The following is a 14,193-nucleotide window of genomic DNA, read 5'->3' as shown; positions in this document are numbered from 1 at the left end:
TTTTAATCTTTTAAGCACTAAGGCTAGCTTTACTTGGTTTGAAGATTGGTTGCCTCATTTAAAGACTTCTTTAGAATTAGGTGCTAAGTTTTATGCCAATCCTAGTATAGCTTCTAAAGCACGCTTTGGAAGTGTAAAGGTAGAAGATGAGTTTGAATTAGCTAGAATACAAAGGTATTTAAGTACAGCTTTAATACTTCCTTTAAACCCTAGCTTTCATATGAGTATTAATTATAATACTATATCTTCTAAAGAAGGAACGAGTCATACAGCCTTTGCACAGTTTAATTATTTGTGGTGAAACCATAAACTCTATAGTCTAAGCTTATTAAATCCTTTTTAATAAGCTAGATTATAAAAGCTTAGAGTTTTTTGAAGAGTTTGGAAGCTAAATGAGTAGCGCGGCTTTGATCGCTGTCTTTTTTAAGAGTTTTGTAAATTTTACTCATGTATTCTTCTAAGATTTCTTGAGAATTGATGATTTTATCTGAAGTAGGGACTTTTTTATATTCTGCATTATTGCAAAGTTCATAGGCTAGGACATTATCACTTAATTGCAAGTGTAAAAACTCTGCTAATTTAGCCCTGCTTCTTTCATCATATATAGGCGTCATTAATTCTAAACGTCTTTCTAAATTCCTTGGCATCCAATCTGCACTTGAGATGAAATAATTTGGCTTGCTGTGTTTAAAATAAAAAACTCTAGCGTGTTCCAGGTATTTTCCTATGATGCTTCTAACGCGTATGTTTTTGCTATATTCTTCGCCTGGTTTTAAACAACAAATGCCGCGTATGATAAGATCAATCTCCACCCCTTGCATGCTTGCTTGATAGAGTGCTTGTATGATGTGAGTGTCTACAAGAGAGTTCATTTTAGCAATGATTTTGCCTTCGTTTTTTTTCTTTGTTTCTAGGTGTATCATTTCTAAGACTTTTTCTTTGATTTGATTAGGACTCATGGAGAGGGTTTGAAGACGGCGGTTCTTGCTAAAACTAGATAAGATATGGAAAAAACTTGTGGTATCTTTTGCAAATTCGCTTTTGCTTGTGAAATAGCTTATATCTGTGTAGATTTTCGCGCTGCTAGCATTGTAATTTCCTGTGCTTAAATGCATATAAAATTTGAGTTTTTCGCCTTGCTTGCGTATGACTTGAGAAAGCTTAGCATGGACTTTAAAGCCTGTAATTCCATAAATCACATGTGCTCCAGCATTTTCTAGGGCCTTTGCCCAATGAAGATTATTCTCTTCATCAAAACGTGCTTTTAATTCTACCATTACAGTTACTTGCTTGCCTTCATTGGCTGCGTCGATTAGGGCTTGGACTATATTGGAGTTTTTTTCCACTCTATAAAGGGTCATTCTTATAGAAATGACTTCAGGATCTTTGCTAGCTTCTTTGATGAATTTATAGACAGGATCAAAGCTTTCAAAAGGCTGTATGATGAGTATATCTTCTTTTTCTACAGCATCGAAGATGGAAAGATTCTTATCAAAAGGCGGGAGGGTTTTAGGTGTGTAGAGTGGGCTTAGAAGATGAGTAAAGGCTTTATTGCCCACTATTTGCCATAAACCAGCAAGATTTAATAATATAGAGTATTCATAAACGTCTTTATGAAAGATTTTCATATGGGTATTAAGAAATTCTACGATTTGCTCATCGGCATCTTTTTGGATTTGTAATCTTACAAAGGCACCTTTTCTACGGAGTTTGAGGCCCTGTTCTAAAATCATCATAAAATCATCTGCTTCCTCTTCTTCTATGACCATATCAGCATTTCTAGTCACTCTAAAAGCAGCTGAAGCTAGAAGCTTATAACCAGGAAAAATTTCTTGTGCGTGTTGGTGGACTATGCTTTCTATAGGGACATAGGTGTTTGGACTTGCTTCATAAAAACGAGGCAAGACTCTTGGGATTCTAATCATGCCAAATTTTACGAGTTCAGGGTGTGCTTTATCGCAAATCTTAACCGCTAAAGAAAAAGAAAGATTGTTCAAATGAGGAAAAGGATGTGTCGCATCAACGGCTATGGGAACGATGACTGAAAAGATATGAGAGAAAAAGTACTCATCGCATTTTCGCTTGAGATTAGGATCTAGGTTTTCATAATGCTTGATAAAGAGATTTTCTTTTTCTAATTGGCTTGTGATTTTATTAAAATAATACTCTAATAATTCTTTTTCTTGGTGCAAGTATTTGCGTATGGCTTTTAATTGTTGTAAAGGGGTCATTTCATCACTATTGCTTGCACTAACCCCTGCAGAAAAAAGCTGTTTAAGCCCTGCAACGCGTATCATATAAAATTCATCTAAATTAGTACAATATATGGCTATGAATTTTAGCTTTTCTAATAAGGGCAAGTCTTTAGAACACTGATCTAAAACGCGAGAATTAAAGCCAAGCCACGAAAGCTCACGGTTTATAAACATATTAGGACTTGTTTGCATGGATTTTTCCTTTTTGCTGTATTTTATCATTTATTTTAAAACTCTTGAGTATAAAGTTTTAATTTTTTTAATTTAATAAATAGTAAATATATTTTAAAATACATTTACCATCTTAGTATCTTATAAAAATAGCTTTGAAAAATTCTGCGATCGCACAGGGTATGAAAATCAAAATCAGTGTTTGATGATGCAATGAGTTTTATAGTAGGCTTATAATTGCTAGGTTTATTTTAAAAAATATAAACTTTTTATTTAAAATTCACTTTGGCTTCATGTTATTTTGTCAAAATATCATAAATTTTGATAATTAACAAGGAAACGATCATGATGAATAAGAATAAATTATTAAGACAAATGCATATTTATCTTAGTTTGTTTTTCTTACCCTGTGCTTTGCTTTTTGCTTTAACAGGCATAGCATATATTTTTAATATCAATCAAAATGTGGGCCTTAAGGTTGAAAAATATAAATTGGTTAAAACTATAGAGCATGGCAAAGAAAAAGAGGCTTTGATCGAGTTTTTAAAAGAAAATGGTTTAAAAATACCTTCTAATACTAATATCATTAAAAACAAAAAGAACAAAGGCGTGAGCATAGGAGGGATCCACTATAGTGCTAATATAGTTCAAAGATCGGCAAATGAGTATATTATCACTTTGCAAACGCGATCTTTATTGGGTGATATAATCATGCTTCATAAGGATAAAGGGGCTTGGTATTTTTCTGTACTTAGTGTGGGATTTGGCATTGCTTTATTTATGCTTTATATTTCAGGACTTGCCATCACTTTAGTAGCTAGTAAAAAGGATAGAAATAAGCAATTTTTCGTCCTAGGATTAGGTATTGTGGTGAGCTTATTTTTAGCTTATATGAGTCTTTGATTCTTAGCTTTTTAAGCTAGGAATTATTTATTTTTGTGTATAATCTTACTTCGTTTTATTGGACAGATGGGTGAGTGGCTGAAACCACACCCCTGCTAAGGGTGCAGATCTTAACGGGTCTCGAGGGTTCAAATCCCTCTCTGTCCGCCATATTATTTGATTTTATCTTTATTAAATTCCTTTTTAAATTTTTCATACTCTTCATAAAAATTAAGATTTAAAAAAGCATCTTCATTGCTAAATTCTACAAAATGGGTTTGGGCTTGAGAGAATAAAAGTCCTATTTTGTATTCTTGTTTTTCTAATAATTTTTTGCATTTTTCAGCTAAGCGGCTGTGATAAAATCCACATAAAGGATGCTTATATGAAGGGCTTTTGGCTATAATGATTTGATTTTTTTGATCTAAAAAAGGAAGCATTTTTATTATCTCATTTTGACTGAGTTTAGGAGTATCAACGCTAAGGATGAAGACATATTCTTCTTTAAAATAAGAAAGTATAGAATAAAGTGCAAGCATAGGAGAATAAATGTGAAATTCTAAAGAGTCTTTTATAAGTTTAAAAGCGTTTTGAAATTTATCTTCTTTAGCGCTTATATAAACCTTTTTAAATATTTTAGAGAATTTTTCTACTTGAAATTGAGTTAGGTTTTGATCTTTAATCATAAGTTTGCTTTTATCTTGTCCCATACGACTTGATTTTCCGCCGCATAAAATGACGCAATTAAGATCTTTAAGTCGCATAAAATTCCTTTTTTTGATTTAATTTTATCAAAAATTCGTCAAAATATTTTATAATTTTATTTATGAAATATACAGAGCTTTTACAAGTACAACAATTTTTTTTGCAATTTAAAAAAATCGATTTTATCAGGCGTATCCATGATAATATCTTAGAATTAAGCTTTGCAAAGGATAAATTTATTTTTGATCTCACTCGGGGAATGAGTGCGATTTATACTGCTTGTTTGCATGCAAAAAATTATAATGCACCTTTTGATTTCATGCTTAAAAAGTATTTTAGCAATGTTTTAATAAAAGATCTTAAAGTGCTTGAAAATAATCGTATTTTATGCTTTGAAGTTCAGGCTAATAAGACTTATAAAAGCTATGAAAGCAAGATTTATTTTGAATTTACTGGTAAAAATACCAATGTCATTATCACAGATAAGAATGATTTGATTATAGAGGCTTTAAGACATATTGAAAAGAGTTACCGTGTGGTAAGGCCTAATGTGATTTTAAAACCTTTAAAAGCTTATAAAATGGATCAAGATTTTGAAGAGATAAAAGATTTTAAAGCCTATTTTTCTAAAAAATTTATAAGTATTAATGAGAATAAAGTCAAAGAATTAAAAAATGTAAAACTTGCCCAAGTGGATAAAAAAATAGAAAATTTGCAAGGACTTTTTTCTCAATTAGAAGAAGAAAATTCCCTGTTTTTAAAGGCCTTAGCTTATAGGAAAAAAGCTGAAGTTTTGTTTGCGAATTTGAGTGTGTTAAAAGAATATGATAGGGAATTTATGCTTGAGGATTTTGAGGGCAATGCACTTGAGTTTAAGCTTGAACTAAGTCCTAAGCAAAGTGCTAATTTGTTTTATCAACAGGCTAAAAAATTGGAGCAAAAGGCTAGAAATTTAAATATACAAAGGCAAAATTTAAAAGAAAAAATAGAATTTCTTTTTGGTTTAAAAACTTTATTAATGCAAGCACAAAGTGAAATTGAACTTGAAGTTTTACTGCCTAAAAAAAGCAATAAAAATCAAAAAGATCGCAAGCAAGAAGACTGTGTGGCGAGCTTTTATTTTAATGAGTTTAAAATTTGCGTAGGCAAGAATGAAAAAGGGAATGAGTTATTGCTTAAAAACGCTAAAAAAGAGGATTTGTGGTTTCATGTAAGAGATATTGCTAGCGCGCATGCTTTAATTATATCAAACAAGCAAAAAATTAGCCTTGATGTGCTAGAATTTACTGCAAGGCTTTGTGTAAGCTTTTCTAAGTTAAAGAAAGGTTCGTATTGGGTCGATTATACTTTAAAAAATTGTGTTAAAATTCAGCAAAAAGCCTTTGTAAATTATACCAATTTTAAAAGCATTAAAATTATAAAGGATTAAAATGCCACTTAGCCCTATAGCAAATATGAATTTTATCAATCAAAACATGACTTATCCTGCTACGCAAGTGGGCAATGAGCTTGCAAAAGAGGGTTTTGCAACCACGCTTAATATGGCCGAATTTAATGAAAAAGAAAAAACCCTAAACAAGCTTGAAAAAGTCAATGAAGCCCATGAGATCAAAGAAGAAATTCAAGAAAAAACCGAACAAGAAGAAAAAAAGAAAAAACACAATCAACAAGCCAAAACCGACAATGATGAAGAAAACGCACAAGAGGATTTAGACTCAGAGCTTGATTTAAAAGATGCTTCGCATCGTTTAGACATTAGTATATAAGGAAAATTATGTTTGATATGAGTAGGATGGTTTCAGCATTAGTTATGATAGCAGCCATTGTGCTGATTGCATTAATAGATCAATTTTTTGTCAATTTTATTGTTTTTGCTTTTTTGCTTTATTTTGCCTTTAAAGAAGCACAAAAATTATTTGACTTAGAAAATGTTTCTATCATTCCTTTGGCTATAGCTTTTATTTTAGGAAGTTTTATGCACAAGGCTTTGCTTTTTGGGGTTTTGGCCTTGCTTTTGGTGGCGGGGTATTTAGTTTATAAAAAGCTTTCTTTAAAACCGGCTTTGGTGTATTTATATCCTAGTTTGCCTATTTTAGCACTATGGCAAGTGTATTTAGACCAAGGTATTTTTGTGCTTTTTTGGTTGCTTGCTATAGTTGTAGCTTGTGATAGTGGGGCGTATTTTATAGGAAAGTTTATGGGTAAAACCCCTTTTTCTCTTACAAGTCCTAATAAGACTTTAGAAGGGGTTATTGGCGGGCTTGTTTGTGCAAGCATTATAGGGACTTTACTAGGAATTTTTGTTTATGATTTTTGGTTTTGCTTGCTTTGTTCTTTTTTTGTAGGAGTTTTTGCTATTATTGGGGATTTGCTTGAAAGTTATTTTAAAAGAGAAGCAGGTGTTAAAGATAGCGGGGATATGATTCCAGGTCATGGGGGTATACTTGATAGGATTGATGCTGTGATTATTGCTGCTTTTGTAATGGTTGCTTTTTTATGATACTTTTTGGAAGTACGGGTAGTATAGGGGTGAATGCCCTTAAACTTGCTGCTTTGAAAAATATTCGCGTTTCTGCTTTAGCTTGTGGGGATAATATCACGCTTTTAAACAAACAAATTGAACAATTTAAACCTCAATTTGTAGCTATAAAAGACGCAAAAAACAAACATCTGGTTAAACATGATAGAGTTTTTGCTTCTCAGGAGGGTTTAGAGCAAATTTTAAAAGAGTGTGAAGATGAATTTTTGCTTAATGCTATTGTGGGCTTTGCAGGGCTTAAAAGCACTTTAAAAGCTAAAGAGCTTGGTAAAAGCATAGCCTTAGCTAATAAAGAAAGCCTTGTAGTGGCTGGGAGATTTTTAAAAGGGGCGCGATTTTTGCCTATAGATAGTGAGCATGCGGCTTTAAAATTCTTGCTTGAAGGCAAAAAAAACTTAGCAAAGCTTTATATTACGGCAAGTGGCGGGGCATTTTATAAACATAAGATTAAAGATTTAAAGCATGTGAGTGTTAAAGATGCTTTAAAGCATCCTAATTGGGATATGGGGGTAAAAATCACTATAGATAGTGCAACCATGGCAAATAAGCTTTTTGAAATCATTGAAGCTTATCATCTTTATGGTTTTAAAAACATCGATGCTTTAATAGAGCCAAAATCTTTAGTGCATGCTATGTGTGAGTTTAAAAATGGTGCAAGCACTGCGTATTTTTCAAGATCGGATATGAAATTAGCAATTTCAGATGCTATGTTGAAAAAGCATGATGTGCCGATTTTAGAAACTGTGGATTTTACCAAAATGCCTGCTTTGAAATTTCATAAAATCAGTATAAAAAAATATCCTATTTTCAAGCTTAAAGATGAGCTTTTAAAAGAGCCTGATTTAGGGATTATTATCAATGCTGCAAATGAGATAGGGGTGCAAAATTTTTTAGAAAATAAAAAGGGCTTTTTAGATATTGCTAGCTGTATTTTTAAGGCATTGGATCATTTTGGAGTGCCTAAGATTTCATGTATAGAAGAAGTTTTTGAGTATGATTTTAAAACAAGAGAGTATTTAAGGAGTTAAAATGAAATTTTTTCTGGCGATTTTATTTTTTATATCAAGTATTTTTGCTTTGAATTTAGACTTTAGCGTAGGGGAGAATGGTAAAAGTTTAGATGATAATAATACGGTTTTGATTTTTGGGGGTATTCAAGGCGATGAACCAGGAGGATTTCATGCAGCAAGTTTGCTTTTGAGTGATTATAATATCACTAAGGGTAAGATTATAGTAGCACCTAATTTGGCTTTTGATAGTATTATCAAACGTTCTAGAGGCAATAATGGGGATTTAAACCGTAAATTTGCAAATATCAGTCCTAAAGATCCTGATTATAAAACTGTTGAACGCATTAAAAAATTGATTTTGCTTCCTGAAGTGAGTATGGTGATCAATCTTCATGATGGTTGGGGGTTTTATAAGCCTACTTATATTGATGCTATGAGAAATCCAAAGCGTTGGGGCAATTCAAGTGTCATTGATACGAGTGAAATTAATGCAAGCAAATATCCTGATCTTGAAAATATCGCTACTCAAACTGTAAATAGTGTCAATTCCTCTTTAGTCGATCCAAAACACAGCTATCATCTTAAAAATACTAAAACACAAGAACTTGGCGATACTGAAATGCTAAAGGCTTTGACTTATTTTGTGATTTCAAATCATAAGGCAGCTTTTGCTAATGAAGCTAGTAAAAATTTACCTGTGAATTTAAGGGCTTATTATCATCTTTTAGCTATTGAAAATTATTTAAAAACTGCAGGAATTGAATTTATAAGGACTTTTGAACTTACTCCACAAGGTGTGAGTAAGGCAATCAATAAAGAACTTGAAGTGAGGCTTTTTAATGATAGGGTTTTGCTTTCTTTAAAAAATCCAAGAAAGGCCATTAATTACGCCCCTTTTCCTATAAATAGGGAATTAAACTATAATACTAGCAATGAACTCACTGCTGTGGTAGCTGAGGGAAATTCTTTTTTTATACAGTATGGTAATCGTTTTCAAACAAGATTGTATCCTGAGTATTTAGAATTTAGCGATGCTTTTAATGAGGTGGCTTTTGAAGTAGATGGCAATGAAATTACTGTTCCTTTTGCAAGCAAGATTAAAGTAAAGGAAAAATTTCTTGTCCCAAGAATAGCTAAAGTACGTGTTAATATCATAGGTTTTGATTATGGTAAAGATGAAAGCAATATTTTAGTGTATAAAAAAGACATGCAAAAGCAGTATTCTTTAGATAAGGCGGGTAAGATTTATCGTGTGGAATTTTATGAATTAAGAGGAGCGAATTTGCAACAACTTTTAGAAGCAAATACTAATAATAAATTGATTAAAAATGCCAAAACTTTGGATTTAAATGTTTTAAAGCTTGCAAGATCAAAAGATAAATTCTTAGGTTCTGTTTTAGTGGAATTTGAATGAAAAAGTTTATATTAGCCATAGAGAGTTCTTGTGATGATAGTTCTATAGCAATCATCGATAAAAACACTTTAAAATGTCAATTTCATAAAAAAATTTCTCAAGAATTAGATCATGGTGTTTATGGTGGGGTGGTGCCTGAGCTTGCTGCAAGGCTTCATAGTGAGGCTTTACCAAAGATACTTCAACAATGCAAAGAGTATTTTAATGAGCTGTGTGCTGTAGCAGTGACTAATGAGCCAGGGCTTAGTGTTGCTTTAATCAGTGGAATTTCTATGGCTAAAACTTTAGCGAGTATTTTAAATTTGCCTTTAATTGCTATAAATCATCTTAAAGGTCATATTTATAGTCTTTTTTTGGAAGAAAAAATAGTTTTAGATATGGGTATTTTGCTTGTAAGTGGGGGGCATACTATGGTGCTTTATCTTAAGAATGACAGAAGTTTAGAACTTTTAGCAAGTACGCATGATGATAGCTTTGGTGAGAGTTTTGATAAGGTGGCTAAGATGATGAATTTGGGCTATCCTGGAGGAGTTATTATAGAAAATTTGGCTAAAAATGCTAAATTGAAGAATGTCTGTTTTAATACCCCTTTAAAGCATTCTAAAGGGCTTGCTTATAGTTTTTCAGGACTTAAGAATGCAGTGCGCTTAGAAATTTTAAAGCATGGTGAGTTAGATGAAGCTATGAAAGCAGAGCTTGCTTATGGTTTTGAAAATGCAGCTTGTGATCATATCATGGATAAATTAGAAAAGATTTTTAGTCTTTATAAATTTAAGCATTTTGGTGTAGTAGGGGGTGCGAGTGCGAATTTAAATTTACGTTCGCGTTTGCAAACTTTGTGTGAAAAATATGATACTTTTTTAAAATTAGCTCCTTTGCAGTATTGTTGTGATAATGCTTTAATGATAGCAAGAGCAGCTGTGGATGCGTATGAAAATGAAGAATTTGTAAGCATAGAAGAAGAAATTTTAAGCCCTAAAAATAAAAATTTTTCAAGGATATGAATGAAAAGAGCTTTTACTATATTAGAACTTGTTTTTGTGATAGTGATTTTAGGCGCTTTAGCTGCTATTGCCTTGCCAAAATTGGCTTATAATAAAGATGAGGCTGAGCTTAGCAAATCTTTAAATAATCTTAAAACTTTAATCAATGATATTAGCATTTATGCTTTAAAAAACGATCATTTAAGCACTATAAAAGCGATGAGTAATGTTAGCGAGGTTGAAAATGCTGATCTTAAAGATTTTGATGAAGTAAAAGAGCTTAATTTTGGTGTAGCTGAGGATAAAGAGTGCTTAAAGCTTGTCTTTATCAATAAAGCAGATTTTGTTTTAATGGGAGTTTCAAGCAATGAAGCTAGCAAAAATGCTATTATCAATGCAGCTAATAATATCAAAGATGATTTTGAAAACATTGATTTTACAAGTACTTCAAAAAATAGATCTTGTGTGGCTTTGAGTAAAAATGAGAATTTTAAAAATTTAGCTAGCAAAACTTATCTTTTATTAGGGCAATTTAATGATAGTGAGTAATGCTTATGAGATTGATTCTTGTGATGATGTAGAGCTTGATATAAAAAGACAATCAAAGCTTGAATTTAAGCTTTGTTTTGATGATGAAAAAGAAATAAAGGCTTTGGTTTTTATCATTCCAGGTTTGGGTGGGGATGCGAATGAAAATTATCGTGATCATTTAGCTGAAACAGTAGCAAGAGAATTGGGCGTGGGTGTTGTTAGTGTGAATTACCATTGTATTGGCAATCGTCCTCAAACAGGATCTAGTTTTTATTTAGATGAGATTGATAAATTAATTTTAAAAGCAAGTTGTGAGGCTATTGATATAAAGCTTGCTTATAATGTGGACAAGATTCAAAGCTATGAGCAAATGAGTGAAATCTTTCATTTTATTAATGATAATATAACTAAAGGCAAAGAAGAAGGCAGATTTATGCCTGATTATTTTTTAAATTTACATGTAAGTTTAAATCCTACTAAAAACGAGTACCAAAATTTCGGTATTATGCAAACTCAAGATCTTTTAAATGTTGTTCTTTATCTTAAAAAGCAAGGTCCTTTTAAAGCTAAAGATTTGCCTGTGGTTATGGTGGGGAGTTCTCATGGAGGTTATTTGGCGCATTTAGCGGCTAAAATAGCTCCTTGGCTTGTTGATGGGATTATAGATAATTCAAGCTATGCTAAATTTCTTTGGCGTCTTGTGGGTTTTGGTAAAGAGATAGATTTTATACGTTATTCTGAGTTTAATACTTTTGATTTTTTTCAACATATTAGAGTGCATTGTTCTAGTAAAACTTTTTGGACTAATAATTCTGCTTCAAAGTATTTTTTCTCTCCTGCAAGAAGAATGATAAGAAATATATTAGAACCTACTCATCTTCAAATTCAAGCAAGATATCCTAAGCCTTATTATATAAGCTATCATTCTTATTATGATAAAAAAATAGCACCGCCAGAGGATAAGATACAATTATATCAATATTTCAAAGATTTGGGGTTTGATGCTAAGCTTAATATGATTAAAGATCCTCATCAAGTAGATGGTAAATTTATTAAAAATTTAGATCATGGAATGCAAATGTCTATAAAGACTTTAATATCTAAAGAACTTTTATCGATCTTAGAAAAGACACAACAAAAATCTAAAATTGATCAAGAAAAATGTATTGTTTATCCTTGTGAGAATTTGATATATAGCTTTAGTGAGGAAGATGATAAAATATCATTAAAAATAGACAAAGTATAGGAAAAGTTCATGACTGTTTTAGAAAAAAACATCCAAGCTTTATTAAGCGGAGTTAATGAGCCTTTGGGCAATAGGCTTTTTAATTTTATGCAAAATGAGACCTGTTCTCGTTTTAGCAAAGATGAAAATTGTAATATTTATGATAAAAATAATAATGTTTTTATGTATAAAAATGTGCATGAAGAAATAAATTATTTTTATCAAACTATTTTAGAGAAAACTTTAAGATATCCCTTTGTGTGTATTTATGGTATAGGAAATGCTTTATTGGTAAAAAAATTAGCTTGTTCTTATAAACATCTTTTTGTGTTTGAAGCTGAGATAGAACTTTTTATTTTAGCTTTAAGTATGGTAGATTTAAGTGAAGAATTATGTAGTGGTAAAATTTATCTTATAGATCTCAATGAAAAAAAAGTCAATGTGCAACTTGGTATATTATTTGATCAAAAGGATATGTTTGAGTATTTAAGTCTTTATGAAATGTTTATGAATTCTTATTACAAAAAGTATTTTATACAAGAGATTATAAAAATTGATGATTTAATTTATAATTGTATTAATTTTGTTATTAGAAATTTAAATCCAAATTCGAAAATAGCTTTATTGTGCTACGATAATTTCATACAAAATATTCCTTTCATGCTAAAAAACATTCCTTTTCAAAGAATAATACAAGAGAGAAAAAATCAATTTCAAACTTGCATGGTAGTGTGTGCTGGACCCAGTCTTGAAAAACAAATTCCGCTTTTGAAAAAGTATCAAGACAATTTTGTGATTTTTTGTGCTGATGGTGCTTTTCCTTTGCTTTATAAAAACAATATAATTCCTGATTATGTTTTAAATCTTGATTTTGAAGAATATCCTTTAGAATTTTTTAAAGATCTTCAAGAAGATAAATTAAAGCAAACTTTGTTTGTTCTAGCTCAAAGTACCCATCCACATGTTTCTGATTTTATAAATTATAGACAATTACATTTTTGTATAGTCTTAAATAAAAATCTCGTTTATCAAAAAATTAATGCTTATGATTTTGGGTATTTAGAAGTTGGAACTCATGTGGGTCATATGTGCTATAGTCTGGCTTTAGCTTTAGGCTTTAAAAATATTATTATGATAGGTCAGGATCTAGCTTATAATCAAAACGGTCAATCTCATTATAAAAATTTTGTCTTAGGAGAAGAAATTGATCAGAGTTTAGAACTTCCTAAATATAAAATTTTAGCTTATGGTGGAAAGAAAGAGGTTGTTACGCATATAGGATGGGATGATTATAGAAAGAAATTAGAAAATTTATTTGCAAGGAATCCTCAAGTGAATTTTTATAATGCTACTGAAGGAGGAGCGAGGATAGCTTTTACTCAAGAGCTTGATTTTAAGCAGTGTTGTTTAAAATTAGCAAATGGTAATAAAAAGATTTTAGCCATTCCAAAAAAATTCACTCTTAATAGAAGTAATAAGATATTAAACAAAATTTTAACAATTTTAAGCCAGGATTTAAAAATGATTGAACAAGTCTTACAAGATGCTAAGCTTTTATATGAGGCTTTAGATAAAATCTTATCGAGTAATAAAGAGCTTTCTTTGATTTTTTTATTAAATGTTTTTAAAAATATAGAAAATTTTAATGCTTTAATAGACAGTAATACTGTTTTAAATGATGGTATTTTAAAAGGGGTGTTGTTTTATAGAGGATTTGAACTTAGTAAAATTATCTCACAAAAAATCAAAGAAGAAAAACAATTTTTATTTTTAATAATTAAAACTTATAAGGAATGGTTGGCTTTATTGATTGAAAAACTTGATACAAGAAAAAAAAGTCTAGAAAAAATATTTTGAATTTTATGTTTAGGTTAAAGAAAAACTATAAAGATTTTTTTTAACTTAACGATATAGCTTATAACAAGTTCATGGATGAGCTTGAAATTATTTAAAAGGATTTAAAATGGGATTTCGTATTAACACAAATGTTGCAGCATTAAATGCTAAAGCCAATTCAGATCTTAATTCTAAAAGCTTAGATCAATCTCTTGCAAGATTAAGTTCAGGTCTTAGAATCAACTCAGCAGCAGACGATGCTTCAGGGATGGCTATTGCAGACAGTTTAAGATCTCAAGCAAACACTTTAGGTCAAGCCATATCTAATGGTAATGATGCTTTGGGTATTTTACAAACAGCTGATAAGGCTATGGATGAACAGCTTAAAATCTTAGACACTATTAAAACTAAGGCAACTCAAGCAGCTCAAGATGGCCAAAGCTTAAAAACAAGAACCATGCTTCAAGCAGATATTAACCGTTTAATGGAAGAATTAGACAATATCGCAAATACAACTTCATTTAATGGTAAACAACTTTTAAGTGGAGGTTTTACTAATCAAGAATTTCAAATTGGTTCAAGTTCAAACCAAACTATAAAAGCAAGCATAGGTGCTACTCAGTCTTCTAAAATTGGGGTGAC

At 30.9% G+C, this 14,193-nt stretch carries 13 protein-coding genes, 1 tRNA gene and 1 pseudogene; 13 read left to right on the top strand and 2 right to left on the bottom strand.

Annotation, left to right across the window (positions count from 1 at the left end; all coding sequences use genetic code 11):
• A pseudogene (locus tag GRQ01_RS07220) lies at positions 1-301 on the top strand (autotransporter outer membrane beta-barrel domain-containing protein); the annotation flags it as partial.
• 61 nt (positions 302-362) lie between these two features.
• Here the strand turns inward: GRQ01_RS07220 and GRQ01_RS07215 are convergent.
• Positions 363-2,477, bottom strand: a complete 2,115-nt coding sequence (locus GRQ01_RS07215; protein ID WP_158335095.1) for an RNA degradosome polyphosphate kinase — start codon at positions 2,475-2,477, stop codon at positions 363-365.
• A gap of 294 nt (positions 2,478-2,771) precedes the next feature.
• Here GRQ01_RS07215 and GRQ01_RS07210 point away from each other — a divergent pair, with 294 nt between their 5' ends.
• Positions 2,772-3,329 (top strand): hypothetical protein, encoded by a 558-nt coding sequence (locus GRQ01_RS07210; protein ID WP_158335094.1) that lies wholly within the window; start codon positions 2,772-2,774, stop codon positions 3,327-3,329.
• Positions 3,330-3,389: 60 nt separating this feature from the next.
• Positions 3,390-3,479 (top strand) — tRNA-Ser (locus GRQ01_RS07205).
• A gap of 2 nt (positions 3,480-3,481) precedes the next feature.
• Here the strand turns inward: GRQ01_RS07205 and GRQ01_RS07200 are convergent.
• Positions 3,482-4,072, bottom strand: a complete 591-nt coding sequence (locus tag GRQ01_RS07200; RefSeq protein ID WP_158335093.1) for a molybdenum cofactor guanylyltransferase — start codon at positions 4,070-4,072, stop codon at positions 3,482-3,484.
• A gap of 62 nt (positions 4,073-4,134) precedes the next feature.
• Here GRQ01_RS07200 and GRQ01_RS07195 point away from each other — a divergent pair, with 62 nt between their 5' ends.
• From GRQ01_RS07195 to GRQ01_RS07150, 10 genes are all read left to right on the top strand, one after another.
• Positions 4,135-5,442, top strand: a complete 1,308-nt coding sequence (locus GRQ01_RS07195; RefSeq protein ID WP_158335092.1) for an NFACT RNA binding domain-containing protein — start codon at positions 4,135-4,137, stop codon at positions 5,440-5,442.
• A gap of 1 nt (position 5,443) precedes the next feature.
• A complete protein-coding gene (locus GRQ01_RS07190; protein ID WP_158335091.1) occupies positions 5,444-5,779 on the top strand; it encodes a hypothetical protein in 336 nt (111 codons plus the stop codon).
• Between the two features lie 8 nt (positions 5,780-5,787).
• Entirely contained in the window at positions 5,788-6,513 is a 726-nt protein-coding gene (locus GRQ01_RS07185) for a phosphatidate cytidylyltransferase (RefSeq protein WP_158335090.1), read from the top strand.
• Positions 6,510-7,580 (top strand): 1-deoxy-D-xylulose-5-phosphate reductoisomerase, encoded by a 1,071-nt coding sequence (gene dxr, locus GRQ01_RS07180; protein WP_158335089.1) that lies wholly within the window; start codon positions 6,510-6,512, stop codon positions 7,578-7,580. The genes GRQ01_RS07185 and dxr overlap by 4 nt, the downstream gene beginning before the upstream one ends.
• Before the next feature lies 1 nt (position 7,581).
• Positions 7,582-8,976 (top strand): peptidoglycan D,L-carboxypeptidase Pgp1, encoded by a 1,395-nt coding sequence (gene pgp1 / locus GRQ01_RS07175; RefSeq protein ID WP_158335088.1) that lies wholly within the window; start codon positions 7,582-7,584, stop codon positions 8,974-8,976.
• Complete coding sequence (gene tsaD / locus GRQ01_RS07170) at positions 8,973-9,980, top strand: tRNA (adenosine(37)-N6)-threonylcarbamoyltransferase complex transferase subunit TsaD (RefSeq protein ID WP_158335087.1); 1,008 nt, start codon at positions 8,973-8,975, stop codon at positions 9,978-9,980. Before pgp1 ends, tsaD begins: the two co-directional genes overlap by 4 nt.
• Complete coding sequence (locus GRQ01_RS07165) at positions 9,981-10,508, top strand: type II secretion system protein (RefSeq protein WP_158335086.1); 528 nt, start codon at positions 9,981-9,983, stop codon at positions 10,506-10,508.
• A complete protein-coding gene (locus GRQ01_RS07160) occupies positions 10,495-11,736 on the top strand; it encodes a DUF2920 family protein (protein ID WP_158335085.1) in 1,242 nt (413 codons plus the stop codon). The genes GRQ01_RS07165 and GRQ01_RS07160 overlap by 14 nt, the downstream gene beginning before the upstream one ends.
• A 9-nt stretch (positions 11,737-11,745) precedes the next feature.
• Complete coding sequence (locus GRQ01_RS07155) at positions 11,746-13,572, top strand: motility associated factor glycosyltransferase family protein (protein WP_158335084.1); 1,827 nt, start codon at positions 11,746-11,748, stop codon at positions 13,570-13,572.
• 106 nt (positions 13,573-13,678) lie between these two features.
• A partial coding sequence (locus tag GRQ01_RS07150; RefSeq protein WP_458795912.1) for a flagellin N-terminal helical domain-containing protein occupies positions 13,679-14,193 on the top strand: 515 nt, incomplete at its 3' end.

Origin of the sequence: Campylobacter bilis (genome assembly GCF_016806695.1) — a bacterium.
Classification (GTDB): Bacteria; Campylobacterota; Campylobacteria; order Campylobacterales; family Campylobacteraceae; genus Campylobacter_D; species Campylobacter_D bilis.
The sequence above is the reverse complement of the archived record's forward strand: the minus strand, read 5'-3'. Positions and strand labels throughout refer to the sequence as shown.